At 62.0% G+C, this 26,308-nt stretch carries 27 protein-coding genes and 1 pseudogene; 11 read left to right on the forward strand and 17 right to left on the reverse strand.

Annotation, left to right across the window (positions count from 1 at the left end; genetic code table 11):
- Nucleotides 1-708: 708 nt before the first annotated feature.
- Nucleotides 709-1,634, reverse strand: a pseudogene (locus JQS30_RS11640) (diacylglycerol/lipid kinase family protein).
- Nucleotides 1,635-1,888: 254 nt separating this feature from the next.
- Between JQS30_RS11640 and JQS30_RS11645 the strand changes: the two are divergent.
- On the forward strand, nt 1,889-2,380 hold the full coding sequence (locus JQS30_RS11645; protein ID WP_213170434.1) for a hypothetical protein: 492 nt from the start codon (nt 1,889-1,891) through the stop codon (nt 2,378-2,380).
- Here JQS30_RS11645 and JQS30_RS11650 read toward each other — a convergent pair.
- The 7 genes from JQS30_RS11650 to JQS30_RS11680 all read right to left on the reverse strand — a co-directional run bounded on the left by JQS30_RS11650 (nt 2,266) and on the right by JQS30_RS11680 (nt 9,402).
- Nucleotides 2,266-3,027: a sirohydrochlorin chelatase gene (locus JQS30_RS11650; protein WP_213170435.1), complete on the reverse strand. Its 762-nt coding sequence runs from the start codon at nt 3,025-3,027 to the stop codon at nt 2,266-2,268. The two genes, JQS30_RS11645 and JQS30_RS11650, sit on opposite strands and share 115 nt — an antisense overlap.
- Nucleotides 3,024-3,737, reverse strand: a complete 714-nt coding sequence (locus JQS30_RS11655; RefSeq protein WP_213170436.1) for a phosphoadenylyl-sulfate reductase — start codon at nt 3,735-3,737, stop codon at nt 3,024-3,026. Before JQS30_RS11655 ends, JQS30_RS11650 begins: the two co-directional genes overlap by 4 nt.
- Nucleotides 3,709-3,936 carry a hypothetical protein gene (locus JQS30_RS11660; protein WP_213170437.1) on the reverse strand — a complete coding sequence of 76 codons (228 nt, stop codon included), beginning with the start codon at nt 3,934-3,936 and terminating at the stop codon, nt 3,709-3,711. The genes JQS30_RS11655 and JQS30_RS11660 overlap by 29 nt, the downstream gene beginning before the upstream one ends.
- A 57-nt stretch (nt 3,937-3,993) precedes the next feature.
- On the reverse strand, nt 3,994-5,667 hold the full coding sequence (locus JQS30_RS11665; RefSeq protein WP_213170438.1) for a nitrite/sulfite reductase: 1,674 nt from the start codon (nt 5,665-5,667) through the stop codon (nt 3,994-3,996).
- 445 nt (nt 5,668-6,112) lie between these two features.
- The gene (locus JQS30_RS11670; RefSeq protein ID WP_213170439.1) at nt 6,113-7,591 is read right to left on the reverse strand and encodes a sensor histidine kinase; all 1,479 of its coding nucleotides are present in this window, start codon (nt 7,589-7,591) and stop codon (nt 6,113-6,115) included.
- A 101-nt stretch (nt 7,592-7,692) separates the two neighbouring features.
- Nucleotides 7,693-8,724: an SIS domain-containing protein gene (locus JQS30_RS11675; protein ID WP_213173067.1), complete on the reverse strand. Its 1,032-nt coding sequence runs from the start codon at nt 8,722-8,724 to the stop codon at nt 7,693-7,695.
- Between the two features lie 462 nt (nt 8,725-9,186).
- A complete protein-coding gene (locus tag JQS30_RS11680; protein ID WP_213173068.1) occupies nt 9,187-9,402 on the reverse strand; it encodes a biotin/lipoyl-binding carrier protein in 216 nt (71 codons plus the stop codon).
- Between the two features lie 107 nt (nt 9,403-9,509).
- Here JQS30_RS11680 and JQS30_RS17860 point away from each other — a divergent pair, with 107 nt between their 5' ends.
- Nucleotides 9,510-9,584, forward strand: a complete 75-nt coding sequence (locus JQS30_RS17860; RefSeq protein ID WP_425498871.1) for a 50S ribosomal protein bL37 — start codon at nt 9,510-9,512, stop codon at nt 9,582-9,584.
- A 469-nt stretch (nt 9,585-10,053) separates the two neighbouring features.
- Entirely contained in the window at nt 10,054-10,653 is a 600-nt protein-coding gene (locus JQS30_RS11685; RefSeq protein ID WP_213170440.1) for a TetR/AcrR family transcriptional regulator, read from the forward strand.
- 95 nt (nt 10,654-10,748) lie between these two features.
- On the opposite strand, the gene JQS30_RS11690 is transcribed toward JQS30_RS11685, so the two are convergent.
- The 3 genes from JQS30_RS11690 to JQS30_RS11700 are packed head-to-tail and all read right to left on the reverse strand — an operon-like array spanning nt 10,749 to nt 11,984.
- Complete coding sequence (locus tag JQS30_RS11690) at nt 10,749-10,895, reverse strand: hypothetical protein (protein WP_213170441.1); 147 nt, start codon at nt 10,893-10,895, stop codon at nt 10,749-10,751.
- Entirely contained in the window at nt 10,892-11,311 is a 420-nt protein-coding gene (gene arfB / locus JQS30_RS11695; protein ID WP_213170442.1) for an alternative ribosome rescue aminoacyl-tRNA hydrolase ArfB, read from the reverse strand. The genes JQS30_RS11690 and arfB overlap by 4 nt, the downstream gene beginning before the upstream one ends.
- 7 nt (nt 11,312-11,318) lie before the next feature.
- Nucleotides 11,319-11,984: a TetR/AcrR family transcriptional regulator gene (locus tag JQS30_RS11700; protein ID WP_213170443.1), complete on the reverse strand. Its 666-nt coding sequence runs from the start codon at nt 11,982-11,984 to the stop codon at nt 11,319-11,321.
- An 83-nt stretch (nt 11,985-12,067) separates the two neighbouring features.
- Between JQS30_RS11700 and JQS30_RS11705 the strand changes: the two genes are divergently transcribed.
- On the forward strand, nt 12,068-13,252 hold the full coding sequence (locus tag JQS30_RS11705; RefSeq protein ID WP_213170444.1) for a DUF418 domain-containing protein: 1,185 nt from the start codon (nt 12,068-12,070) through the stop codon (nt 13,250-13,252).
- Nucleotides 13,253-13,648: 396 nt separating this feature from the next.
- On the opposite strand, the gene rsrA is transcribed toward JQS30_RS11705, so the two are convergent.
- The 4 genes from rsrA to JQS30_RS11725 all read right to left on the reverse strand — a co-directional run bounded on the left by rsrA (nt 13,649) and on the right by JQS30_RS11725 (nt 17,020).
- Nucleotides 13,649-13,942 (reverse strand): mycothiol system anti-sigma-R factor, encoded by a 294-nt coding sequence (gene rsrA, locus JQS30_RS11710; protein WP_213170445.1) that lies wholly within the window; start codon nt 13,940-13,942, stop codon nt 13,649-13,651.
- 1 nt (nt 13,943) lies between these two features.
- Entirely contained in the window at nt 13,944-14,801 is an 858-nt protein-coding gene (locus JQS30_RS17865; protein ID WP_281398356.1) for a sigma-70 family RNA polymerase sigma factor, read from the reverse strand.
- Nucleotides 14,802-15,520: 719 nt separating this feature from the next.
- On the reverse strand, nt 15,521-16,048 hold the full coding sequence (locus JQS30_RS11720) for a WhiB family transcriptional regulator (protein WP_213170446.1): 528 nt from the start codon (nt 16,046-16,048) through the stop codon (nt 15,521-15,523).
- 183 nt (nt 16,049-16,231) lie between these two features.
- On the reverse strand, nt 16,232-17,020 hold the full coding sequence (locus JQS30_RS11725) for an SOS response-associated peptidase (protein ID WP_425498823.1): 789 nt from the start codon (nt 17,018-17,020) through the stop codon (nt 16,232-16,234).
- On the opposite strand from JQS30_RS11725, the gene aroA reads away from it, so the two are divergent.
- The 4 genes from aroA to JQS30_RS11745 all read left to right on the forward strand — a co-directional run bounded on the left by aroA (nt 17,019) and on the right by JQS30_RS11745 (nt 21,269).
- On the forward strand, nt 17,019-18,314 hold the full coding sequence (aroA, locus tag JQS30_RS11730) for a 3-phosphoshikimate 1-carboxyvinyltransferase (RefSeq protein WP_213170448.1): 1,296 nt from the start codon (nt 17,019-17,021) through the stop codon (nt 18,312-18,314). The two genes, JQS30_RS11725 and aroA, sit on opposite strands and share 2 nt — an antisense overlap.
- A gap of 35 nt (nt 18,315-18,349) precedes the next feature.
- On the forward strand, nt 18,350-19,309 hold the full coding sequence (gene rsgA / locus JQS30_RS11735; RefSeq protein WP_246497897.1) for a ribosome small subunit-dependent GTPase A: 960 nt from the start codon (nt 18,350-18,352) through the stop codon (nt 19,307-19,309).
- Nucleotides 19,310-19,419: 110 nt separating this feature from the next.
- Nucleotides 19,420-20,214 carry a histidinol-phosphatase gene (gene hisN / locus JQS30_RS11740; RefSeq protein ID WP_213173070.1) on the forward strand — a complete coding sequence of 265 codons (795 nt, stop codon included), beginning with the start codon at nt 19,420-19,422 and terminating at the stop codon, nt 20,212-20,214.
- A 152-nt stretch (nt 20,215-20,366) separates the two neighbouring features.
- Nucleotides 20,367-21,269, forward strand: a complete 903-nt coding sequence (locus tag JQS30_RS11745; protein WP_246497899.1) for an arginase family protein — start codon at nt 20,367-20,369, stop codon at nt 21,267-21,269.
- 126 nt (nt 21,270-21,395) lie between these two features.
- Here JQS30_RS11745 and JQS30_RS11750 read toward each other — a convergent pair whose 3' ends face one another.
- Both JQS30_RS11750 and JQS30_RS11755 read right to left on the reverse strand, forming a co-directional pair.
- On the reverse strand, nt 21,396-22,043 hold the full coding sequence (locus JQS30_RS11750) for a response regulator (protein ID WP_213170450.1): 648 nt from the start codon (nt 22,041-22,043) through the stop codon (nt 21,396-21,398).
- A 63-nt stretch (nt 22,044-22,106) separates the two neighbouring features.
- On the reverse strand, nt 22,107-23,321 hold the full coding sequence (locus JQS30_RS11755; protein WP_213170451.1) for a sensor histidine kinase: 1,215 nt from the start codon (nt 23,319-23,321) through the stop codon (nt 22,107-22,109).
- Between the two features lie 49 nt (nt 23,322-23,370).
- Here JQS30_RS11755 and JQS30_RS11760 point away from each other — a divergent pair, with 49 nt between their 5' ends.
- The 3 genes from JQS30_RS11760 to JQS30_RS11770 are packed head-to-tail and all read left to right on the forward strand — an operon-like array spanning nt 23,371 to nt 26,278.
- Nucleotides 23,371-23,592, forward strand: coding sequence for a hypothetical protein (locus JQS30_RS11760; RefSeq protein ID WP_213170452.1), 222 nt, complete (start codon nt 23,371-23,373; stop codon nt 23,590-23,592).
- Nucleotides 23,592-24,317: an ABC transporter ATP-binding protein gene (locus JQS30_RS11765; protein WP_213170453.1), complete on the forward strand. Its 726-nt coding sequence runs from the start codon at nt 23,592-23,594 to the stop codon at nt 24,315-24,317. Before JQS30_RS11760 ends, JQS30_RS11765 begins: the two co-directional genes overlap by 1 nt.
- Nucleotides 24,314-26,278 (forward strand): FtsX-like permease family protein, encoded by a 1,965-nt coding sequence (locus JQS30_RS11770; protein ID WP_213170454.1) that lies wholly within the window; start codon nt 24,314-24,316, stop codon nt 26,276-26,278. Before JQS30_RS11765 ends, JQS30_RS11770 begins: the two co-directional genes overlap by 4 nt.
- Nucleotides 26,279-26,308 lie beyond the last annotated feature (30 nt).

Raw genomic sequence — 26,308 nt, forward strand, 5'->3', positions numbered from 1 at the left:
ATATCGGGAGTCTCATAAGGCGGACCTCATGCTGACCCCCGAAGCGAATTGCGAATCGGCTCTGGCAAGATCAATTCTGATAGACCCTCAGCGAGAGCTTCACTACGGGATTTCCTAAATAACCTGTCACGAACGACTGTCGCCTGGCCCAGCCATTCAGCGACGCTGTGACAACAGCGGCCCTGGACGACGGGTCGTGGTAGCAGCCCCTCGCGATCGGCCTCCCGAGACGAAGAAGCTCGCCAACTGGGTCCCCATGAACAATGGGGAGAACCAATCTGACACACTGTGACTGACGCTGGGAACCCGGTAACGGAATCCTCGCCAGCCGCGCTTGAGCTCTCATAAGAGCTTGCGGGCTTAAGCGGGAATTACGGTCGAGTTCCAGCCTGCCCGAAAGGGCCAGCCACGCATGTGTGAGTCGTTTGCCGCGACTCAACCATGCTGATACGCACCGAAGTGTGAAAACTATATGTGATTATAGGAAGTTTCGGTCACCTTATTACGAGTTGAGCGTTCTTAACTCGATTCCGGTGGCAATGCCGTTAAGAGGCATTGTCAACCTTGCCCGCTGCTCAACATCTTGTCAACAGTTATAACGACTGTTTTAGACAACTGTTACGCAAAAAACCGCAGCGAATCCTTGGTTGTACGCAGAGTGTCTAGATGCACCGTTTCCCGTGCACGCCACGGTAGCGGTCGATGCTGTCAGCACACCACCCGCAGCGCGTTCGGTATCGCTTGAAACTGCACGTCGTCGTGCTCGCCCAGGTAGTCCCCATCGAGCTGGAAGGCCTCAGGCCGCGAAAAACGCAACCGGAAACTCTCCAGGTCGTGATATGAGTCCACCTGCTTGCCACTGGGGCCCTCACGGCCGGTCAGGACTTGAGCGGCCGATCTAGCGGCGGCCGACAATCCAAGTTTACGCACCAGGAGGAGGTCAAGTCCAGCATTAAAGGATGCCCGCGCGTTGAGATTCACCGGCAGCTCTCCCAAATACGTCCACGGGGCGGTGTTCTGGATGACCGCGGAGCCACGACCATGTTTGACAGTGCCATCCGGCAGCTCCAGCTCCACATCCGGCTCTTGCCGATCAGGAGCGGGCATGAGCTCGGCCAGCCCCGCCCTGAAGTACAAACCAGGTGTGGCCTGCTTACCCAGTTCCCGATAATGCTCGACGCGACGGATAACCGCCGCGTCCCAACCGATACCAGCGCAGAAGGTGAAAAGTCGCCCAGCGGCCCGGCCCAAGCTAATGCGGCGGAATTTGCCCTCCCGAACGGATTTCAAAACCTGGGCGGCGGCCTCAATGGAATCATCGGGTAGCCCCAATGCCCTGGCAAACACGTTAGTCGAACCGCCGGGCACCGGAATGAACAGCGGCGCGTCATCGGCGCTGCGACCGTCACCGACTAGACCATTGACGACTTCATTGATGGTCCATCACCGGAGAGGGTCGCCACCGCGTCTACGCCGCCTTCGGCGCCTTCGCGGGCCAAATCCATAGCGTGGCCACGGTACTGCGTCTCTTTGACCTCTACATCGAACTGACCTGTCAGGGCTGAGATCAGCACCTGACGCGCCTTCGACGACGTCGTCGTCGCGGCCGGATTCACAATTAGAAGGGCTCGCACGGGTGCAGACTATCCTTGAGGCACCACCGTTGCCAATCGAACCCGGCTCAAACTAGCCGCTCACGCTGGCTTTCCCCATCTACGGGAACGATGAGGTGAAACGAGTGTCGCCTATCCCACACACCGGGGCTATTCCTTGCCAGAAGTCGCCCCCGTACGCCGCCCATGGGCCCGGCCGCCGGGCCCATGGGCCCCTAGCCACAGACTGGATGGGCATGGACATCAGGCCTCGGCCACGTCGATACAATTTTTTCGTGACAGCCCATGAAGCCACCGGGTCCGATGACCACCATGACGAGACCGATGACGACGTCCGGCTGCCCTGGCAGCTGTGGGCTGCCATCGGGCTCATTTGCGCCCAAGCGGTCGCCCTGATAGGCCTAGGCCTCATCATGGCCCTCAAGACGGTCACCGGCGAAGCTCAGTTCCTGAGCGCGGCAATTGGTGAAATCGTCGTCGTGCTCGGCGTGGCCACGCTTCTGCTCTACTTGGCCAAAAGACTACGCGGGCGGCATGCTTCCGCTCGTGGCCTCAGCGTTTTCATGGGCCTGCTATGGCTGCCCATCGGATGGTTTCTGCATCAAGCTGGGCTTACCGACTGGACCTTCGTGGCATGGGCCATTGCCGTGACTCAAACAGTCTTGCTGGTCGTGGCCCCGACGAGAGAAGCCCTCGGAGTGGAGACGCGCCTGCCGATGGCAGCCGATATCGACGAGGAGCCCGATTCCGAGACGCCCAAGGGCTGACCGACAAAGATCGCTCCCCCCTCCCTGGCGGAATGCATCGCAACGTCCGACAACTTGCCCGGGGCGATGAAATACGACACGGCGGCAACGCGACGCGCCCCTTGGGCCCGCAACTGCCGCACCGCCTCGGCGGGTCTAAGCCCCTCCCCCGTGGCAAATCCAGCCAACGCCGGAACTCCCAGAAGGCGGCCCGTTTCGGCCGCGACCGCGTGAATGTGGGAGCGGCCGGCCGCGACTCGCGTGCCAGCCGCTCCCACGACCACACCATCGCAGTCGGGCAGGCCCACTACCAAACTGCGTGCATGTGAGAGGGTCCCCACCGGTGTGGCCTGGTGAATGTCGATAAATCCGCTCGCCTCGGCCGCAATGCGAGGGACGTCGATGCGAGCGTGGTAGGCGTTGGTCAGCAGCAACGGCACGAGAGTCGCGCTGAGATGCCCCTGGTCGGCCAATTCGCGCAATGCGGTCAACGGATGCGGTTGGTCGAATTCAAGGAACGAGGCGTGGGCCCCACAGCGTTCGGCCAGCGCGCGGACCACCGGCGCGGATCGCGGGTCCGGGCTGCCGTGGGCTACGAGTAGCACGGCCTGGTTTGACCGCCGCTGGGACCGAAACTCGTCGGGACGGTCCTGATCGTGAGGTCTCATACGTGGAGTCCGCATTCGGATTTGTCGAACATCGCCCATCGTCCAGCGCGGGGATCTTCTCCGGGGGCGGTACGACGTGTGCACGGCCAGCAGCCCACGGAGCCATATCCGTTGCGTAGTAGCTGGTTGACCGGAATATCGTGTTTCTCAATGTAGGCGTCGACGTCGGCCTCAGTCCACTTGGCGATCGGTGAGACCTTGACTTTCTTTCGCGAGGGGTCGAATCCCACCACTGGGGTGTCGGCTCGCGTTGGCGACTCGTCGCGCCGGAGGCCGGTGGCCCAGCCGTCGTAATCGGCTAGGGCGTCGGCTAGGGGGAGAACTTTTCGCAAAGCACAGCATTCGTCGGGTCGGCGGTCCCACAGACGGGGGCCAAATTCGCCGTCTTGGAGCCCGACGGTCTGGCGTGGCCTGATGGAGCGGACGTTAACCGGGAAGGTGAACATCACTTCGTCGCGAACTTCGAGAGTCTCGGGGAAATGCAGGCCCGTGTCCAGGAAGACCACGTCAATACCGGGAGCCACAATGCTGGCCAGATGGGCCACCACGGCGTCGGCGAACGAAGAGGTGACGCAGAAGCGTTCACCGAATTCGCCGACGGCCCACTCCAGGATTTCCAGAGCTGAGGAGTCTTCTAGGTCGCGTCCGGCTTGGTCGGCCAGGTCTTTGAGTTCAAAAGGGTCACGTGCTGGGGTGGTTTGTGACGTCATTGGGTATCACCATTCCTTGGAAGGCCACGGTGAAGACGCGGGTGCAGCTGGTGCAGTGCCAGGCGCCTCGCACGGCCTTGGGTTCAGCATTGGCTGGATGGGGATCAGTGGTCTCCTCAGGCTCGCTGGGAGCCCAGGGGCGGAGGTCTTCATCGGCGCAGTAGGGGCAGAAGTAGGGGACGACGCGGGCGTTACTCATGGGGTTCCCCTTTCCTCATCGCCGACTGGCCCAGGTTGAGCGCGGTGGGTAGTGACCTCATTTGAGGTCCTCCTCATCAGCGCGGGTGGCCCAGTGCGCGAAGGTTTCGCCTTCGTTGCGCTGGTCCAGGTAGCGACGCGTGACTTTCTCGACATAGTCGGCCAGGTCGGTCGCGGCGACCTTGTGGGCGCGCAGCTTGCGGCCCAGCCCGGCGTCGAGCCCGTGGCCTCCCCCAAGGTGGACCTGGAAGCCTTCTGCTTGTTTGCCATCGACGGTGACAAGCTGCCCTTTGAGGCCGATGTCGGCGGTTTGGGTGCGCGCACAGGCGTTGGGGCAGCCGTTGACGTGTACGGAGATGGGAACGTCAAGCTCCGGGACGCGCTTTTCGAGCTCGGCGACGAGTTCGGCGGCGCGGTCCTTTGTGTTGACGATCGCGAGTTTGCAAAATTCGATGCCGGTGCAGGCCATGGTTGAGCGCCGCCACGGCGAGGGGTCGGCGTGTAGTCCAAGTTCGCGTAGGTCTGCTTTGGCCTCTTCGACCCGCTCTTCGGGCACGTCAAGCAGGAGCAGTTTCTGCATCGGTGTTGTGCGAATGCGGTCGGAGCCGTACTTCTGGGCGATATCGGCCAAGCGGTCAAGGTGAGTACCGGTGAGCCGCCCCGCCACAAGAGCGGTGCCAAGGTAGTACTTACCGTCAGCTTGTCTGTGCGCGCCCACGTGGTCCACAAGCTTGTCTGGCAACGGCGGCGCGTCTAGGTCGGCGAGCTTGTAGCCCAGGTAGTCGTCCTGCAAGATGTCGCGGAACTTCTCGACCCCCCAGTCCTTGAGGAGATATTTCAGGCGAGCGCGCGTGCGCAGACGCCGGTAGCCATAGTCGCGGAAGATACCGACGACCCCGGCCCACACGTTGGCGACCTCGGCCGGACTGATCCAGGTGCCAAGCCGCTGAGCGAGCATCGGGTTGGTGGAGAGCCCACCGCCTACCCACAGGTCGTATCCGGGTCCGTGTTCGGGGTGCACCGCTCCTAGGAAGGAGATGTCGTTGCATTCGTAGGGGATGTCGGGCAGCCACGAGATGGCGGACTTGAACTTGCGTGGCAGGTTCGAGTACGCCTTGTCGCCGACGTAGCGGGCGGTGATCTCGTCAATAATGCCGGTGGCGTCGAGTACTTCGTCGGCGGAGACCCCCGCCACGGGGCTGCCGAGGATGACGCGGGGGCAATCGCCACAGGCTTCCTGAGTGTGGAGGCCAACCTCTTCCAGACGTTTCCAGATGTCGGGGACGTCCTCGATCCGAATCCAGTGCAATTGCACGTTCTGGCGGTCGGTGACGTCGGCTAGGTCGCGGCCGTATTCTTTGGCCAGCGCGGCGACGACTCGCAGCTGGCGCACGCTGAGTTGTCCGCCGTCGATGCGGATACGCAACATGAAGTACCGGTCGTCGAGGTCCTCGGGTTCGAGTAGGGCGGTCTTACCGCCGTCGATTCCGGGTTTGCGTTGGGTGTAGAGGCCCCACCAACGAAGGCGTCCGCGTAGGTCGGCGGGGTCGATGGCGTCAAATCCGGCGTGGGCGTAGATGTTTTCCACGCGGGCGCGCACATTGAGACCGTCGTCGTCTTTTTTTACCTGCTCGTTCTTGTTCAAGGGCTCGCGATGCCCCAGCGCCCATTGCCCTTGGCCTTTGGGCCGGGAGGGCTTACGGGGGCGAGGGTTGCGGGTAGGTGTAGTCACGTTTCTCCAAAGGTGCGCTTTGCGAATGCCGCAGTGGCTGAGCGGGCATTCGCATTCTTTGCCATTCGCTGCCGAGTCTTGAAAAAGAGATCTTCGCAGGTTGAGTTACCTGCCCAGAATTGGCTGATAAGGCGACGATGCCGCAATTACATGTCCGAGTGACACGCAGCGCTGAACACACGCCCGAAGTCCACGTGGAGGCGAGCCACGAGGAGCAGGCGTGAAGGTTGTTCGGCTGACATGGTGAAAGATTGACACAGTCCGCCGCTGGTCTCACCCGGCGTTGCCAATCTGCCACATAGTGGGACGCCTGGTTTGTCTCCGGTGGGGTTCCGATCCGCTCGTGACGTTCGTCCGGTTGTGTCTGCTGGCGCATGGATGTGTGGGACGGCCCAGGGGCCGCCCCGTGTTTGAGGCGACGGCTCCGAGAGCGAGGTTGGAGGGATCATTGCAAGGCAAACTCGACGATGGCTTCTGTTCCGCCGCCTTCGCGGGGACGCATCTCGATGGTCCCGCGCAGTTCTCCGGTGACGAGGGTGTGCACGATCTGTAGGCCGAGCCGGTTGGAGTTGTCGACCCGGAATCCAGCCGGGAGACCCCTTCCGGCGTCGAGGACTGTGACATTGAACGTGTCGCCGGTGCGACGCACTCGCACTATGACTTCTCCAGTCTGGCCTGGCGCGTAGGCGTGCTCCACGGCGTTTTGCAGCAGTTCGTTGACAACCATGACCAACGGAGTGGCTTGTTCGGAGGGCAGGACACCGAAAGAGCCGTCCCTGCGGACGCTCACTCGCGATTCCGTGGCGGCGACTTCTCCGGCCATTGCGGAAACCCTGTCGACGATGGAGTCGAAGCTAACCGATTCATCGGAGGACTGTGCGAGCGTTTCGTGCACCATCGCGATGGAGGCGACACGGCGTACAGATTCTTCCAACGCGCTGCGAGCCTGGGGCGACCCCATGCGTCGAGCTTGTAGCCGCAACAGTGCGGCGACGGTTTGCAGGTTGTTCTTGACTCGGTGGTGAATCTCGCGGATGGTCGCGTCTTTGGTCACAAGTTCTCGGTCCAGCCGCCGCACTTCGGTGATGTCGCGGACCAAGATGAAGGCCCCGGCTGGTTCGCCCTGCGGACGCAGTGGCAAGGCTCGCATGAGAACTGTGGCTCCGCGTGCCTCAAGCTCCTTGCGGCGAGGGGTGTCTCCGGCCAGCGCGACTTTGATGCGCCGAGCGGCGTCCTTGCCCACGGCGGGATCGTTGGGCAAGGAGCGGGTGAGTTCGACCAGGTTCTCGCCCTGCAGGTGACCCGAGACTCCCATGCGGCGATAGGCCGACAGCGCGTTGGGCGAGGCGTAGCGGACGATTCCGTCTGGGCCGATTCTGACGACGCCGTCGCCGATGCGTGGAGCGGTGGTCGGTTCGCCGGGTAGCAACGGCGGGGGAAATCCGCCCTCGGGAATCATTTGCACTAGGTAGTCGGCAGTCTTGAGGTAGTTAAGTTCCAGGTGGGAGGGGCCACGGGTGTCGATGAGATTGGTGTCGCGGGCGACGATGGCGATGATTTTCTTGCGGTCGCGTCTGCGCACGGGCACCGCTTCGTGACGGGCGGCGACTTGGTCGCGCCACACGGGGTCGCCTTCGCGAAAGATGCGTCCCTCGGTGAAGGCGGCATGGATGTGGGCGGCCTCGGCCCCGTCGACAATCCGCCCTACTTGATCCTCGTAGTATGCCGTTTGCGCCGTGGTTGGCCGCACTTGCGCCAAACACACATATTTTCCCGCGTCGCGCTGGACTGGGGCCCACAGCAGCAGGTCGGCGAAGGATAGGTCGGCTAGTAGCTGCCATTCGGCCACTAGCCGCTGTAGGTGGGATACGGAGTTGGACGACAGGTCGGTATAGGAGTGGATGACGTCTCGCAGAGTTGACACGCAAGCAACAATACTCCCCCGCCCTAGACCGGACACCGTACGCAAACGACGCGCCCTCCCTGCGGGTGACGCGCCGTGGCCTTGGAGTTCTCGACTCCTTATTAGTAAGTCTCGGTGATCTTCTTCAGGCCGCGCGGCGCATCGGGGTTCTCTCCCCGGGCGATGGCGATGTGCATGGCCAGTTCTTGCAACGGCAGGATGTCGAGCATTGCCGCGACGCGCTCATCAACGTCAGGGCTACTCATGCGGGCCGATTGGCCGGGAAGGTCGTGGGGTCCGATGGTGACGATGTCGGCACGCCGCTCGTCGAGTCGGGTCAACACCTCGCGCATGGCGTGGCCGCCGGGCCCGGATCCGACTATGGCCAGCACTGGCACGGCTGAGTCGGCCATGGCCAACGGGCCGTGCAGTAGGTCGGCTCCCGAAAACGCCAGGGCCGGTACGTAGGAGGTCTCCATGAGTTTGAGCGCGGTCTCTCGGGCGGTCGGGTAGGCGTAGCCACGTCCGGTCGTGATCAGTTTCTGCGCGAAACGGTATCGCTCGGCCAGTTCTTTGGCCACGGAGTTCTCTAGGGCTTGCGAGGCGAGGTCGGGCAACTGTGCCAACAGCTCCTGTTCGGGCGCGGCCAAGGTCCCCGTTCCGGTGCGTATTCCTTCGATGAGCATCAGGAGGGCCAGCAACTCGGCGGTGTAGGTCTTGGTCGCGGCGACAGCGCGTTCGTGACCGGCCGCGACATCGATGTGCAGGTCGGCGGTTTCGGCTAGTGGCGAGTCGGGGTTATTGGTGATGGCCAGGGTTGTGGCCCCGGATTTACTCGCGGCTCGCAGTACGGCGGTGAGGTCGGGGGAACCGCCGGACTGGCTAACACCGACGACGAGACTGCCAGCGTAGTTTGGGGTGCCGCCGTACACGCTCATGACCGAAGGGCTGGCCAGGGAGGCCGGGATGCCAAGTCGAATTTCGCTGAGGTAGGTGCCGTAGAGGGCGGCGTGGTCAGAGGTGCCGCGCGCGGTGAACACAATCGAGCGTGGTTTGAGCTCAGAAATGCGGGCGGCCACGGCCGCGATCTGGGCTGCCTGATTACTCAAAAGACCTGCGTAGACCTCGGGTTGTTCTCCGATGTCCTGGTGCATTCCCACACCTGGAATGGTGTCGCTGTCGGGTGCGTTCACGGGTGGCCTCCTGACCTCAGAATGAATTGCGTGATTAATTAAAGCTTACTTTCTGATTGCAAATGACGTCAACCTCCTCATTTCGATCACAATCAATCACACACACATGAGGTTGGCGGACCCTCAAGCACGACGAACCCGCCGTTTCCACATGCATGGCCTCACCTTCGCCCCCATTCCTAGGGCTAGCCGGGCGGCCGGGCGATCGGGAAACGTCGAGTCCATCGACAGTGTTTGCATGCCAGCAGAGACCTCTTTAGGAAATGACCGGTGCCAGCACGTGGTCAGCGGGGAAACCACCAGTTGAAAGACCAACCACGTACTCCACTTAGGAGGGACTGCGCACCGGGGCGCGAAACTAGAGGCCTCTGTAAAGCTAGACAGCCTTCGCACCGCCAGGCCGACAGCCACCACTTGTTTCCTTTATTCCAGCACTGCGATGAGGTCGCCCTCTTGAATGACATCCCCAGCGGCCACGGCAATCCGCGCGACCCGGCCAGGCTCCTCTGGCACCGCAGGTATTTCCATCTTCATCGACTCCAGTAGCACCAGGGTCTGACCTGCCTTGACCTCCTGGCCGACCTCAACTTCAATGCGCAGAACGTTCGCAGGAATTTCGGCTCGCACTTCTTCGGCCACGTCGGGCTCCTCTCCTTGGTCGTCGCTCAGACAGTACGTCGACAACTCTGCGGCGCGTTCCACAGGCCCCGGTATTGTGGGCCCCTGATCCAATTAAAGGAGGAGTCATGGCTCGTCGCGCACGGAAACGCAAAGGTCGCAAAAAAAAGGCCGCCAACCACGGCAAACGACCGAACAGCTAGGGTGGACGCACTGAACCGGTCCCGGTGAGGGCGGCACCGCCCGGCCCGCCTGGATTCGCGGTTTGGCAATTCGTACAGTGAGATGGGTCCCGACAGGGCCTGTGATGAGGAAAGGCGTCGGAGGTGCTGCAATGACTCCGACGGCATAGGTGGCCTAACCTGGGGAGACCCCGGAATGACCACCCGCCCGAATTTCGCGTTCGGGCCGCCACAGCCAGACATAATGTCTGGGCCCATCTCAAATGAGTGGCCTATGCAAAGTGGGTTGGAAAGGCAATCGCGACACCGCCTAGCGGATGGACGATGACTCGTCAGTGTCGCTGGCAAATGCCCTCCAGCTCGCTTTTTCATAAGCCCAAACGAGTGCTGTAGCCGTTGGGACACAGTACCTTTGAACGAAGCGTTACTTTACTAATGCTTCGGTGATCGCCCGAAGATGTGCCCCACCCTGAGACAAGAACCGAGACGGATGAGCGAACAACCACGCAATACCCGCGAAAAGATCCAAAAAACCGCTATCGAGCTGTTTTCAGAACAGGGATACGAACAGACCTCGCTGCGTGAAATCGCGGACCGTCTCGGAGTGACTAAGGCGGCCCTGTACTACCACTTCAAAACCAAGGAAGAGATCGCGGCAAGTTTCTTCGACTCCTATGCCTCCGATGTCGACGAGATCTGCGAGTGGGCCGAGGGCGAACCGCGCTCCATCGAGACCCGCATCGAGATCGTTCGGCGGTACTCCGAAGTCATCCAGGCCCACGTCCCCGTCTTGAAATTCATGTATCACAACCAAGCCGCACTCTCACGGCTCGACCGGGGCTCGATTTTCCGAGAGCGAATCATCCGGCTGCACAATCTCATGGTCGACGAGAACGACCCCCTGATCAACAAATTGCGAGCCTGGGATTCTCTCAGCAGCCTGTACTCGGCGTGGATCACATATCGCGGCGCTCGCCACGCCGATCCCGGCGAACTATACGACGCGTCGATGCAGATCTCCATCAGTCTGCTCCAAGCTAATGACGCGGGCACAGATACGCTGCCTTCGCAGGTAGCGGTACCTGAATAGGCCAGCGCCCCGGTAGCGACTCCTGGTCGGATCCGGCCCGCATGCCGCAGGTGGTCAACGTGGGCCCCAATTCACCGGCCAATTTCATTCGGCCCTCACGCTAGCCAGCGCCAGTACATCGGCTCATTCGCCAAGCAGCTGCGGTCAGCGTCTTTCTTCGGCAAATCCGAGAGCTTGTCTTCGCTAAAGCGGGCCGATTCGAACCGTGGGGCGCGCAAGGCCCGCTTCGGGGTCGTGCTCACGGATAGTCGTTGCGGCGCAGGCGTTTGGTCTGGCTACGGCGGCGTTTGTTTTCCTTGCGGCGACGCATGGCTGCCCGGGAGGGCTTCGTGGGGCGCCGAGGCGGGGGTGGCGGCTTAAGCGCCTCCCGCAGAATCTGCGCCACCCGCTCCCGGGCAGCCTTGCGGTTTTGCAGCTGAGAACGGTACTCGCTGGCCGCCACGGTCAATACCCCGTCGGTTAGCTGACCGGACAGGCGCGACAATACCCGCTCACGCAAGTTTTCCGGCAAGGCTGCCGTCAGGCGTAGGTCGACGGACAATTCGGCGCGAGAGTCGGTGGTGTTGACACCCTGTCCGCCGGGTCCGGACGAACGCGAAAACCGCCACACTAGGTCAGCCTCAGGTATGACGACCTGTTCGGTGACATAGATAGGCATAGCGGCGTTACTCCTCTTGAAGGTCGCGGAGGTGGGCCCGACGTGATCGACAATCGCACACGTGCCGACCGTAGCCGACCGCTGGCAAGATGGCCTGGTCGACGATGTTGGCCAAGTCCTTTTCACTGGGCATGGTTCTCTGTTCGGTGACCATATTGATGACCAGGGCTTCCCCGATCTGCGTTACCACCGGGGTGATCAAGCCTGAATCAAAGTAGCCGTTGGCGGCGTAGTGTCGCAACACAGTTTGCGTAAAGGTCCCGCCCCGAGGTGTGAACACCCGCTCGGACAAGGCCTGCATGAGCCGAGCGTCACATCCGGGGTCATTGAAGATGGCACACACCGCCCGCCCGCTACAGGTGTCCATCCACTCCACCAAAAGCCGCAGAGCTCTAATGAGGTCTCCCCGCAGGTCATCAGCTTGAGGGGAGGGCTTTTCCACCGGATACAAGTTGAATAGGGCCTCCAGCAGCAAGTCGGTGGGGTCATTCCAACGCCGGTACAACGTGGTCCGAGCGGTGGCGGCGCGCTTGGCGATGCCCTCCATAGTCAGGCGGCCGAGCCCCACCTCAGCCACTTCCTCCAGTACGGCCTGGTGAATCGCGTCTATGAGTTCCTGACCGCGTCGCCGCGTCCGAACTTCTCCAGAATTTCCTTCATCGTGATCACCCATAGGCAAAACCCCCACCTTTTAGATACAAGACTGTATCGTAAACTCATTTACGCTACACAAACGTATCTAAACCAGGAGGCGTCATGCCCGTAGCAACCCCCCAAAACACCCAACACCCACTCATCACCCACCAAAGATCCCTCGCCCCGGATGTAGCCCGCGGCTTTATGCTGCTGTTCATCGCCTTGGCACACGCTCACCTGTTCGTGTGGGGGCAAGAATTCGGATTCCGGGGATACCCCAATGAAATGGGACTGATCGACCAAGTCGTCGCCGGTTTGCAGCTTCTCTTTGTCGACGGACGCGCCATGCCGATGTTCGCCGCCCTGTTCGGCTACGGACTCGTCCAGCTAACCACTAAGCAGCTCAATTCCGGCATGGAATGGCCCCGCGTGCGTAAACTCCTGCGCCGCCGCAGCCTGTGGCTAGTGGTCTTCGGATTCTTCCACGCCCTGCTGTTGTTCGCCGGAGACATCATGGGAACCTATGGCCTCATAGGCCTCATATTCGCCGGATTCATCGTCCGCAAAGACAAGGCGCTCCTGTGGCTAGCCGCCATAACCGGGGTCGTGCACATCGCAATAGGATGGATACTGGGGCTGGCAATTTTCGCGGTCGACAATGAGGGAGCCATCTCCGAGAACGCGATGCTCTCCGAGACCTTCCGTAGCGGGGCCATCGAACGAGTGCTGATGTGGAGCATCGGAACCCCGCTGTTCCTGATGGCAATGGTACTTACCGCCTTCGCCCTCGGAGTGCTAGCCGCTCGAAGCCGCCTGCTGGACGAACCCGAACAAAACCGCCCCTTGTTGCGAAAGATCACCGTCGCAGGATTCGCCATCTCGCTAATAGGCGGAGCGCCCCTGATGCTCACTCAAGTCGGAGTCTGGGAAAACTCCGATGCGGTCGGAGGGGCGCTGTTCACGCTGCACAGCATCACCGGAATCGCTGGCGGCCTAGCTGCGGCGGCACTAGTGGGGCTGGTCGCCAGTCATGTGCGGGGCGAACCCGGGCCGATCACGCGAGCCCTGTCGGCGGTCGGCCAGCGCTCCATGACCTGCTACCTGTTGCAGTCGGTGGCGTGGACGGCGCTGTTCTACCCCTATGGTCTGGGTTTGGGAGAGCACTTGACACACGCGCAGGCTTCCGGAGTGGGCGTGTTGGTGTGGCTGACGACGGTCCTGATTGCCTCGCTTATGGCCAGGGCCAATAAGCGAGGCCCCGCCGAAGTTCTGCTGCGCCAGCTCACCTATGGACGCCAAAGGTAAATGACCACAGTTCCCTGAGCTCGAATCGTGGCCCCTGACCTGGAAGCGTTCCGGGCGGGGGCCACTTGCCGCTGGAGAAAACCATGTAGATTCGGGCACTCCGGTTAGTTCAGTGATCAGCTACCCCGAGGTGCCAATTGACCAGGTGACGGTTGCCGACCGCCGGTAGACAGCGCGGCCATAGGCAGGGGCATCACCGAGGGATTCTCGGCATGTCACTCTGTCGTACGTAATACCGCGCTCAGGCTGGGTATCCGAAAATCATCCGCTAGCGCCTCCGACGGCGGGCGATCGGCGAAATGTGAGGCCATACTTTCCACATCCAGTCGCGGGAAACATCCCGCTGACCGTTCGCTGGCGTTATTAGTGCCGGTGCGATTTGGGCCTGGGGTCGGCCTAGACTTCGTCGACCTGCTTTTCGGCGCAGAGGTTCGCCAGCTTGGTACGCAAGCGGTCCTTTACTTCCTGTGGCGCAGTCTCACCGGTGCAACAGCGGTGTACCAACGTGCGCACTTCTTGCTCGATCCCGTACTCAGCTAGGCACGGCGAGCACTCTTCGAGGTGTTGCCGGATGGCCAAGCGCCGAACTTCGGAGCACTCCGCGTCCAGATACAGATAGACCTCTCCGATGACTTCGCTGCACTCGATTTCCGCTCGTGCTTCGGGTCGGTTCCCGGGCTGGAACGTCACTTTATGCCTCCGATATCCCCGTCAAGCCACGCCCGGTGGCATAGGCGCTGAGAGTTTCCCGCAACTGCCGACGTCCACGGTGTAGACGCGACATGACGGTCCCAATCGGGGTGCCCATGATCCCGGCAATCTCCTTATAGGAAAAACCTTCGACATCGGCCAGATACACGGTCAGCCGGAATTCCTCGCCCAGCTGAGCCAACGCTGTTTTGACGTCGGAATCGGGCAGCCGGTCCATCGCCTCCATCTCAGCCGAACGCAGCCCTGAGGACGTGTGAGATTCGGCTTCGGCCAGCTGCCAGTCGGTGATCTCGTCAGTCGGCGACTGCGTGGGTTGCCGCTTCTTCTTGCGGTAGGAGTTGATGTAGGTGTTGGTCAGAATGCGGTACAGCCAAGCTTTCAGGTTCGTTCCCTGCCGGAACTGGTGAAACTTGGAGAATGCCTTGAGATAGGTCTCCTGCACCAGGTCTTCGGCGTCGGCTGGGTTGCGCGTCATGCGCAAGGCAGCTCCATACAGCTGGTCGACCAGCGGCATGGCTTCCCGCTCGAAACGCTCCCGCTGTTCCTCGGCGGTTTCGCCGACCGGGTTCGTGTCGTCGGTGTCAGATGTAGAGGAAACGTTTGACTCCTGGGCCACCTTTTGCCTTCCCTTGGCTTTTGCGGGGGATGCGGATTTCATCAGATCCGCGCCCTCATGCTGTGAGCCTACGGGAGGCCGATGGCCTTCGGCATTGATTTGCGAGTGGATCTCGTCGTGGTAGGCACGACACTGGGCAACCCAGGCAGGGGTGTTCGTAGCGGGTGAATCAAGCAGCTTGGTGATTCCCCGGTCGTCGCATGGCTGGACGGCCATCATCATATGGCGGACTCCGTTCAACGAGGTTCCACTCTCATCAGGCGCACGGCGATCGTCGCCTGTATGCGCCTATGCACCGTCCAACATCGGGTCTTCGGTATTCATTCCCCGCCGAGGTTGTGATCTAGATCCGCCTGGGTGGACCCAGAGTGTCTCGTTGCCGTTCCACCACAAATGTGAGCCTCACTTTCCTCTGCCGCAACGACAGGCACATTGCGTAACTAGTGAGGCCTCTGATCGTTAAGCCCAATGGATCCGATTTCGGGTCTCCATCGCACAGGTCATTCCCTTCGGGGCTGTCGCTCGTCGACCGTTGACGATCGTGGCGTCTCAGTCGCGGTCGAACTCGGCTCTACGAGCACAGGGCAGGTGCGACCTCCCAGTACCTGCCCCGGTCTAGCGGGATGACACCCCCGCTAGACCGGGGAGGCCTGTCTTTCGATCCAATCCGGATCTCGCAGCCGCCCCACTCGCATATGCCCCGCCGTTTGCGGGCCTCGATGGGCGCCGGGCCGCGTTCCTCGCTCCAGGCTCATCGAGCCAGGCTCCGCGAGTGCCGCGCGAAAGGCGCCTTAAAAAGACATTCTGGATGTGAACGCTAGGCCGATTGCTCTCGCGGCAGGCCCGACATCCATGCACTGAGCAGGTCCGATGCGCATCGAACAAGAACACGAGGGTGGAGCGGGCCCAGTGGGTCCGCTTCCTACTCCGTCGCTGGCCGCCTATGCTGCGGCCCCCGCCAGCTCGGAAGCGGCGGCAAAAACGTCAATGCTCTCGCTGCAGTGGCTCCGCGAACCTCGCGCAGACGCAGCGGTGCGATGGGTCGGGTTAGCGCAGTCACGGCCAGTCTGGGCCGAGCCACTGCTCAATTCTCTGACCGGTTCGCCGAGGTGACACAGGTCGACTTCTTCAACCTCGTCCCACCATTCGTCCCAGGCCATTTGCAGTACTCGACGTTCGCTAGGCTCTGTACCGCCCCACACCCCGAAACGGGTCTTCGATTCCAAGGCCCGCACGAGACAGGCGGTCTTGACCGGGCAACCCTCGCAAACGGCAAGCTGTTCACAGGCTTTCGCGCGGGGCGGTGGGAACATAAAGTCAGGGTCGACCGACGCGCAATTGCCCTCGGGCAACCAATGCGCCTCGCTCATCCGGTAGCGCTTGGAAAGTTCACTGCGGAATTCGATCGCAGCTAGAAGCCGGGCATCATTGTGCGCGGCCGCTACCTCCTCAGGACGGATTCGCCGCATACTTCCTCCTTTATTGCCATTACGCATAAAAAGAGTCGCGACGCGGACCGAAAATACTTCTTTCGAGTGTCGGTTACCCAACAGTTATATACATATAGCCAATGGGAGTGCGCCTGGCGTGGTAGGCAGCCGCCCAGGATGCGAACTCACAGCGCCTGCGCAGGTGACGGCAGGTGTTAGCACCTACAGGCCGGGAAGAGTCGGTTCGGTGGGGTCGTCTTCCTCGAGGGCCTCGAGCAGTTCAGGGCCGTCATTGGTGACCCGACCCACTGCTTTGGAAACTCGCCGGGTCTCCAAAGTCAGCACGTCCTCCAGGTCGGGACCTGCCAGCAGCTGTCGCGCGTCAGCCTCTTCAAGGCCCAACCAGGCCGCATAAGCGTCAGGGGGCAGGATCAGCGGCATGCGGTCATGAATCTCTTCGAGACCGCCAAAGGAATCACAGGTGAGAATCGTGAAACTCACTATCCGCTCCTCCCCCTTCCCCCAGGAATCCCAAAGACCAGCGAAAACAACTCCACCGGGGCGAGTGATGAAATACGGTTGCTTGCCACCCCCGGGCAATTTTTGCCACTCAAACCAACCATCGGCCGGGACCAAAGCGCGGCGGGTGGTGAACGGACGCCGATACGCCTTCGACGTTTGCACCGTCTCTGACCTGGCATTAAACATCCGAGAACCGATCGAAAGTTCCTTAGCCCACGGCGGAATAAGACCCCAGCGCGCCAAGTCAAGCTTTCGACTTCCCAGCTGGTTGGTCACACCGGCGCCAGCGGGTGCCGAGGTGCTCATCCGCACGATTGGCGCCTTCGTGGTCGGGGCGATGTTGTAGCGGGGTCCCCATGCGCCATCAGTTCCATCAAGCGCGTCAAACAGCGTCGCCAGATTCGTCGTCACCTTGGTATTGGCATACCGTCCACACATACGCCACACCATAGCCGCCCTCACCGACAATGGGGCTAACCTGGAGAACATGACAGATACCGCTGCACCAGCCGAACAGGCGTGGACCGCGCCAACAGCCACACGGCCGCTGAACGCGCGGGTGCGCTTGCCCGGCTCGAAGTCGCAGATGGCACGGGCGCTGATATTGACCGCGACCGCGACCTCGCCGTCAACCATCGTCCGCCCACTGTATTCGCGCGACTCATTGCTCATGGTGGAGGCCATGCGTTCCCTGGGAGCGCGCATCGACACCACCAATGAGGACCGGTGGACGGTAGAACCAGCCACGTTCGACGGTGATGTCGACATCGACTGTGGATTGTCCGGAACCGTCATGCGATTCGTTCCCCCCGTGGCGGCACTGGCCCACGGCCAGGTGCGTTTTGACGGCGACCCGCACGCTCGCAAACGGCCCAACTCCGGGGTGATCGCGGCGCTGCGCGCACTGGGCGTCACCGTCGAGGACGGAGGCGAAGCCGCCTTGCCGTTCACCGTTTTGGGCAAGGGCACGGTGCGCGGCGGGGAAGTGATCGTGGACGCCTCCCAGACCTCACAGCTGATTTCGGGGCTACTGCTCGCCGCTCCCCGCTTCGAACAGGGAATTGACATACGCCACGAAGGGCCGCCCGTTCCCTCGGCCCCCTACTTGCACATGGCCGCGCACATGTTGCGCGAAGCTGGCGCGGAAGTGGAGATCTCGGCAAACCGCTGGCGGGTCTCACCGGCGCGGCTGCCCGGACGTGAATGGATCATTGAGCCCGACTTGCAAAACGCCGCGCCATTCTTGGCTGCCCCACTCATAGCGGGTGGTTCGGTCACCGTCGAAGGCTGGCCGCAGACGACAACACAGCCCGGGGCGCTTCTACCCGATATTCTGGCCGATATGGGAGCCCAGGTCAGCCGCGACGAAGATGCTCTAACCGTCACCGGTGGCACCGAGATATCGGGCATTGACCTTGACTTGTCGCACGCCAGCGAACTAACTCCCACCCTCGCCGCGCTATGCGCCTTTGCCGATGGGCCATCCCATATTCAAGGCGTCGCGCATATTCGCGGACACGAGACCGATCGTATCGCCGCGCTGGCTCGTGAGCTCTCCGGAGCCGGGAGCGAAGTGTTGGAAACCGACGATGGCCTGATCATCCACCCGCAACCACTGCGCGATACCACTTTCCACACCTATGCCGACCATCGCATCGCCCATGCAGGTGCCCTCCTAGGGCTCGGAGTCGACGGTGTCGAGCTCACCGACGTGGCCTGTACGTCCAAGACCATGCCAGAATTCGTCGCGGTTTGGGAAAGCATGATGGGAGCACGGCCCTGAGAACGCGGAAAGACTGGGACGAAGAAGATGTGCGGGTGCGCCCGGGCAAACGGTCACGCCCACGCACCAAAATCAGGCCCAAGCATGAGGACGCCGTCGACGGGTTTGTGATGGCGGTCGACCGGGGACGCTACACCTGCCGGGTCGAAGACCGAGACGTGACGGCGATGAGAGCCCGCGAACTGGGACGACGCGGCGTAGTCGTCGGCGACCACGTCAAACTAGTCGGCGATCTGACCGGCAAGAAGGACACACTAGCGCGCATCGTGAAGGTCCAACCGCGACGGGGCCAACTACGTCGCTATGCCGATGACGACGCGACATCCGCCGAACGCATCCTGGTTGCCAATGTGGACCAACTCGTGGTCGTCTCGTCACTAGTCGACCCGCCATTGCGGTATGGATTCATCGACCGCTGCCTCGTGGCGGCCCTAGACGCGGGCGTACAGCCGGTCCTGAGTCTGACCAAATGCGACCTCGACTCAGAGGGGGTGGCCGCGGTCGAGGCCTACTATGCCGACCTCAACCCCATCATTGTCACCTCACGCCCCGAAGAGCCAGTCGACTCGGTTCGAGATGTCCTGCGCGACAAAGTCAGCGTCCTCATCGGCCACTCAGGAGTCGGAAAGTCCACACTAGTCAACCGGCTAGTCCCGGGAGCGGACCGGACCACAGCGGCCGTACGCACTATCGGTAAAGGTAGCCACACCTCCACCAGCGCCGTCGCCCTAGAACTGCCCGCAGGCGGCTGGGTTATCGACACGCCCGGAGTGCGATCGTTCGGGCTGGCCCACGTCACCGCTGACTCCCTCATCGAGGCATTCCCCGAACTCATGGAGGTCGCCGAGGATTGCCCCCGCGGCTGCGTCCACACCCTTGAGGTCGGCGAATGCGCCCTCGACGAGGACATTGGCCCCGACGACTCGCGACGGGGGCGACTGGAGTCATATCGCAGGATGTTGGCATCGGTATCCGCCGCCGAAACCCGGTACTGAGTCGCACGCCCATACCTGCGACGTGGTGACGGGCTGTGAGGTCCAGCAGCCCAGGAAAACGCCATAGGTGCCGGTCGCTAACGACTCTGAGTAGGATCAACCTCATGGCGATCCCTAGTTACCACGACGACCTAGCCCTGGCACACATGTTGGCCGACTCCGCCGACGGCATCGGTATGGAGCGATTCCGAGCCAACGACCTGAAGATATCCACCAAGCCGGATATGACCGAGGTTACCGACGCCGACATGGCCATCGAAAAGACCTTGCGGTCGACGCTGTCGCGGGCTCGCCCACGCGATGGAGTATTGGGCGAGGAATACGGGACCGACGGCGGTGCCTCCGGACGCCAATGGGTCATCGACCCCATTGATGGCACCCGCAATTACGTGCGCGGGGTTCCGGTCTGGGCCACTCTCATCGCGTTGTTCGACCAAGGTGAACTCGTCGTGGGTCTGGTGAGCGCCCCGGCACTAGGTCGACGCTGGTGGGCGCTCAAAGGAGCGGGCGCATGGGCGGGTCGCAACCTGCGCGGAGGCAAGAAACTGGGCGTCTCGAAAGTGCGCCGTCTGGCCGACGCCTCGGTGTCCATCTCCTCGGTAAGCGGCTGGGGCAAACTCGACAAACAAGATCGCATTTTGCGGCTGGTCAATTCCGCCTGGCGCGAGCGAGGCTACGGAGACTTCTTTTCGTATGTGTTGCTGGCCGAAGGCGCGGTCGACATCGCCACTGAGCCAGAGGTCGCGCTATGGGACCTAGCGCCCCTGGCGCTCATCGTGGAAGAGGCTGGCGGCACATTCACCGACCTCACCGGCGAGTCCGGCCCTGACGGCGGCTCGGCGCTGGCCACCAATGGCCTGCTGCACAACGAGGTATTGCAGATTCTCAGCGACGAAGGATCTTGAGAATCGTGGGCGGGTGGATCGCGATGTGCGATATCCATACTCGTTGACTCGCCCTCAGGTGGCAAGATCACCGGTGAAGGGCATCCTCAGTTACGGATTCACTCTGTGGCCACACCTCCACGGGATCGAACATTTGTGCGACAATGTTCGGCATGAAGTCAATCACCGTGCTCGATGCGCCTTCGAACCTGGGATTGCGAGCTCTCGATCCCAACGTTGAACCTGGTTGCTTCCTGCTACCGGAAACCTTGCGGTCGGAGGGCCTCCTCGAGCGTCTCAACGCAGACGACGGAGGCCGCGTGCCCGCTCCGTCCTACCCCCATGCGGACTGGAAGCCAGGAGACGGAGTCCGCCACGCGGAGGCCATCGCCTCCTATAGTGCACGGCTGGCCTCGCGGCTGGAAGCAATCCTGGCCAAGGACGAGTTTCCGCTCGTCCTTGGCGGGGATTGCAGCATCCTCTTGGCCCCGATGTTGGCTATGCGCCGGCGGGGTCGATTCGGACTCGTGGCGTTGGACGGCCCCGATTTCCGCCATCCGGACAATTCAGATCACGTCGGGGCTGCCGCCGGCGAGTCCCTAGCGATGGTGACCGGTAGGGGCGATCGCCGCCTGACGAACATCGACGGTCTGGCGCCCTATGTGAGAGACCAGGACACTGTGCTCATCGGCATGCGCGAAGACGATGAGTTCCGGCAAGAAGTCGAAAAGACCCTCACCTCGGTGCTGGCGACCGAAGTGCATCAGGAGGGAGCAGGCTATGCCGTACGGCAGGCATTGTGGAACGTGGCCGAGTGTGAAGGCTTCTGGGTGCATGTGGACGCCGATGTACTCGACCCCACCGTCATGCCTGCGGTTGATACACCTGAGGAGGGCGGGATCGACTTCCCGCAGCTGCAAGAGATCCTGGCAGGGCTGCTAGCCTCGCCCCATTGCGTCGGCATGGATGTGACCATCTACGACCCACTACAAGACGGTGATGGCAGTGCCGGACGCAACCTCACCAACGCCATTGTCGCGGCTTTGCACGCGGCCGGCCGAGGCGTCGTTTACTGACTCCATGATCAGGTACCCCGGAGCTGGGCACCAACACAGGCCTTATAAGCGCTCACTCTGGCGGGTAAGCGGCAACGCCTACGGGCGTTTTCACAGCCGCAACCACGTCCTTGCCCAACTCTTCGCTCAGTCCACGACCCCGTTCTTCCACGCCCAAGCAGCGATCTCGACCCGGTTGCGGGTGGAGATCTTCAGCTTGATCGACTCCAGGTGCGTCTTCACAGTCGACAGCGACAAGTGCAACTCAGCGGCGATTTCCGGATTAGTCTTTCCGCGTGCCACCAGTTCGATGACGTCCAGTTCCCGCTCGGTCAAACCGGCCTTCTTCCACTGGGCGGTGTTAGGCCGCCTCGTCATGTGTTTCAACAACCGCACCGTCACCGCCGGGGACACCATCGCTTCCCCGCTCGCGGCGGCTCGTACCGCCTCCAACAGCAGCGTCGGGCCCGAATCCTTGAGCAAGAACCCCGTCGCACCGGATTCCAGCGCCTCGTAGACGTATTCGTCCGTGTCATAGGTGGTGACAATGACGATCTTCGCGGGGTGGGACGCTTGCGGGCCCATCAACAACCGCGTGGCGTGCAGGCCGTCTTGCCGAGGCATCCGAATGTCAAACAAGCACACGTCGGGACGGTGTTGGCGCGCCAGCGCCACCGCCTCGACACCGTCAGCGGCCTCGGCGACGACGTCGATGTCTGGCTGCGATTCCAGCACTGACCGGAATCCGGCGCGCACCATCGCCTGGTCGTCAGCGATCAAGACCCTTATCGGCATGGATGTGTCCTTTGAGCTTAGAGGGTGGTAGGCGGCAACCGCCCCGGCGGCGCTGCGCATGGTCTATTGTCGCTGGTGGAGATCAACGGTGGGCTCGGACTCCGACGAAGGAGACTGACCGGTCATCGGCGGCACCGGCAGGTAGGCGTTGACCTCCCAACCTGGGGCCTCGCGAGGACCGAATCGAATTTGGCCACCCAGTGCCTCCACCCGCTCGGCCAGTCCGACCAAGCCAAATCCGCTGTCCCCAAAGGTCTTGGCGTCCTTGCCACTTCCGTTGTCGCGCACCGAAACATCGATCCCGCCCTTGGCCTGAGCGACCACAACCCGCACGGTGGAGGCACTGCGCGCGTGCTTGTGCACGTTGGTCAATGCCTCTTGCACCAAACGGAACACTGTCGCCTCTACCTCGGGAGTTGCTTTCCGCAGCTGCGGAGACAGGTAACAGGTGGCGTTGATGCCCGCGGTGGAGAACCGTGAGACCAGGTCTGGGATTTGCCCAATGTCGCCCAAGGGACGTAGCTGCGTCGCGTCCTGTTCGTCACGCAACATCGCCACCATCCGCCGCATGGAGGATAGGGCCTGCGCTCCGGCGTCTTCGATCTCTGAGAAGGCCTGCCGGGCCGCATCAGGGTCGTGAGTGGAGGCAAACTGAGCAGCTTGGGCCCGGACCACGATCCCAGTGACATGGTGGGCGACAAAGTCATGAATCTCGCGCGCCATTTCCAAACGTTCCTCGTTACGAGCATCGTTGAGCGCCTGCGCCCGCCGCGTATCGACCACATAGAGATACGCGCCCACACAAACGGCTCCCGCCAACGGGAAGAACAGAACAAACTCCGAGGCCAAGAACGTGAACGCGTTGTCGGCAAACCTCAACGGGCCCAGCAAAACAGCGGCGATGAGAAGACCAACCGCCAGCCGCCCCCGAGGCGCCGCCCACTGCCGTACCCCCCACACCAGCAACAGCAGCAAGGCGGCGAATTCTGAGAAACCCACCGCAAAGGGCACATACAGGGAGGCACTAGCGAGGGTTGTCGCCAGAGAAGCCCCGGCGGCAAAGAGCAGGACACCGGTGCGACCGGGCCGGTAAAACCACAGCGATCCGATAGCGATCAGGCTCGACACCAGGACAAAGGGGTTGAGCGTCCCGGACATTCCCTCAGCGAAGGTCAGCAGTAGCAGCGCCCCGATGACTCCGCCCATGAGTAGGGGGCGGCCCCATCGGTGTACTGCTTCCACCAGCGATCCGAGCCTGGTTATCTGCTTGCTTGTCACGCAGCCCAGGTTATCCCCACGATCTGGCCCCATCGGCCATTCGGCCGATGTGCAAGCCGAAACATCGGCCCGCGGGCCGATCCGCGAACGCCTGCGCTGGACGAACCTAGAAGGCATGGATCTCATCAACTATGTCGGACTACTGACCGCGGGCGTCGCCACTGTCGTTTTCGTGGTGTCCGGCGTTCTCCTCCCCTTCTTCAACGACGCCCCTCTCACCAAAAAACCCAAGTCCGCGATCTCCGCGCACACTCCCAGCAAGGAGCTGTAGTGAACAATCACCCAACGCCCACTGTCTTGCAAGCGACAAATCTTCAGAAGCGATTTGGAAACACGGTCGCATTGGGCGGAGTCGACCTTGTTGTCCCACGTGGCCAGTCCCTAGCGATCATGGGGCCCTCAGGTTCTGGCAAGTCGACGCTGCTTCACGCTCTAGCCGCGATCCAACCTCCCGACGAGGGCGAAGTACGACTGTTCGGGGAACGGATCGACAACAGGTCCGAATCGCAGCGTTCCCTGTTGAGGCGCACGAAGTTTGGATTTCTCTTCCAGTTCGCTGGCCTACTCACTGAGCTTCCCGCCGTGGACAATGTCGCGCTGCCACTGTTGTTGGCGGGCCAGCCACGCGGCAGAGCCATCGCCGCGGCACGAGAGTGGATGCGCTGGCTCGGATTGACGGGTCTGGCCAACAACCGCCCCGGTGAGATGTCAGGCGGGCAGGCTCAACGGGTCGCGTTGGCCCGTGCGCTGGTGATGGAACCTGCGGTGGTTTTCGCCGATGAGCCCACCGGAGCCCTCGACCACGCCACCGGCGTCGAAACCATGGCCACGCTCCACAACGCGGTGTGCGCCAACCAATCGACTCTGATCTTGGTCACTCACGACCCGGAAGTGGCGCACACTTGTGACCGGATCATCGAGATATCTGACGGTCTCTTGACATCGGATCGTCTCGTTGATCGGTCCACCAAACGCGAGGGGACCGCCGTCGCATGAGAACCCTCTTGCCTCTAGCCCACCGCATCCTCCGCTGTGGAGGAAAGACCACCCTGCTCTCATCGGGTCTGACGTTCATGGCCACGGTGACGGTCACCGTGCTCCTACTGTTCACTGTGGCTGCCAACGTGGCGTTTAACGATCGGTCAGAGCGCACCGAATGGCGCGCGCCGGAGGAAGTTTCCCAATCTGAGGCGACTGTGATCGTGGCCTCGCATCGCGACTTCTTCGACCAGTTGCCCGTCAGTCGAATCGACATCGCCCCATTGGAGAACGCAAGCACCGATGACATACCTCCGGGTCTGGATTCAGTGGTGCGACCTGGCCAGGTGTATGTCTCACCGGCCCTAGCCGCTTTGATGGCTGAGAATCCCGAAAGCGAACTGGCTGACCGATATCCTGGGGAAATAGTCGGTCAGATCGGGCGTGAGGGCCTAGTGCATCCTGACGAATTGGTCGTTGTGGTCGGCCATTCCCCGGATGATCCAGCCATGTCGATGCCTCGTATCGGTCCCGACACCTACGGACCGGCCTTCGCCGCTTCCTTCGACACCGGCACACCGGCGGGTGGGTACGGGCTGTACCAGATCCTCATGGCCGTAGCCACGGTACTGATGGTGGTTCCGCTGCTGATCTTCGGTGCGGCGACGGCTCGGCTTTCAGTGGAACGGCGCGACCAACGGCTAGCGACGATGCGACTGGTCGGCGCGACTCCCGCGCAAATTGTGGGCCTCACCGTGATTGAGAATGTCCTCGTCGCCATCGCGGGAGCGCTGGCGGGTGCGGCAATGTGGTTGGCGATCATCCCGGCCATCGCACGCATCCCCATCGACGGCGGCCACTGGTTCGCCGCCGATCTGTGGCCGGGTCTAGCCCTGTTTTCCGCTACGGTGGCCCTGATTCCCGTTTTGGTGGGAGTTGCCGCGATAGCTGGTCTGCGTCGCATCGTCATCAGCCCGCTAGGCGTGGCGCGGCGGACTTCCCAACCAAGACTCACCGTCGCCCGGGTGGCGGTCCTAGCGGTGGCAGTGGCCGGGTTCCTCACCGTCGCAGCTATGCGCCCTGGGTCGGAAATGCTCTTCGGCGCCCTGATACTTGGCTTCATGGCCGCGGTGCTGCTTGGCTTCAACGTGGCCGGGCCTTGGATCGTGCAGCTCATCGGGCGCCTGTTTGGAAAGTTCGCCCGGACTCCCGAGCGTCTGTTGGCCGCGCGCCGCCTAGTGGCCGACCCACGCTCAGCCTGGCGCACCGTCGCGGGAGTGGCGCTTACAGGATTCTCGGCTGGGTTCATTGCTCTGCTGCCCATTGAGGGCATACCGGAGGACGCCTACGGAGCCGATCGGCTGACCGCCTTTGTTCCCAGCGGCCAGGCGCAGGAACTGGCACAACGAGTCGAAGCCGAGTCCTCACATGCGATCTCGGTGACCTCCGACGACATGTCCGGAAGCTACGCCATCGTCACGGTGGACATATCCTCCGGAAACACCGAAGCGGCACGTACCGAGCTGAGCCAGATAACCAACGGGGCCATGATCGAACACATAAACGACTGGGCGGTGGAAGGCCAGCTCATGAACACCAGCATTCGTACAGGAACAATAGTGGTATTGGCGGTGTCGTTCCTGACCGCGATTGTCTCGGCAGCGATTGCGGGAATGTCCTCGGTCATGGCACGTCGGGAGATATATCACCTCATGCACTTGTCTGGAACTCCACTGCGAGTTCTCAACCGGGCGCGACGACAGGAAACATTGCTGCCGTTGCTCATCATGGGGCTGGGATCGATCGGTATCGGAATGACCTTGGCCTCCCCGTTTTCGACCGCATTCGGTACCGACCCCATAGGGGTCGCCATCCTCGCCATCACCGTCACAGTCGGGTTCGCAGGGGTGATTCTGGCCAGCGCGGCGAGCCGTCCCCTATTGCGATCTGTGGTCACATCTGCCACTATTCGCGAATAGTGTCGGATTGCGGACTTTCGACCAATCGTC

The sequence above is a fragment of the Natronoglycomyces albus genome, assembly GCF_016925535.1.
Classification (GTDB): Bacteria; Actinomycetota; Actinomycetes; order Mycobacteriales; family Micromonosporaceae; genus Natronoglycomyces; species Natronoglycomyces albus.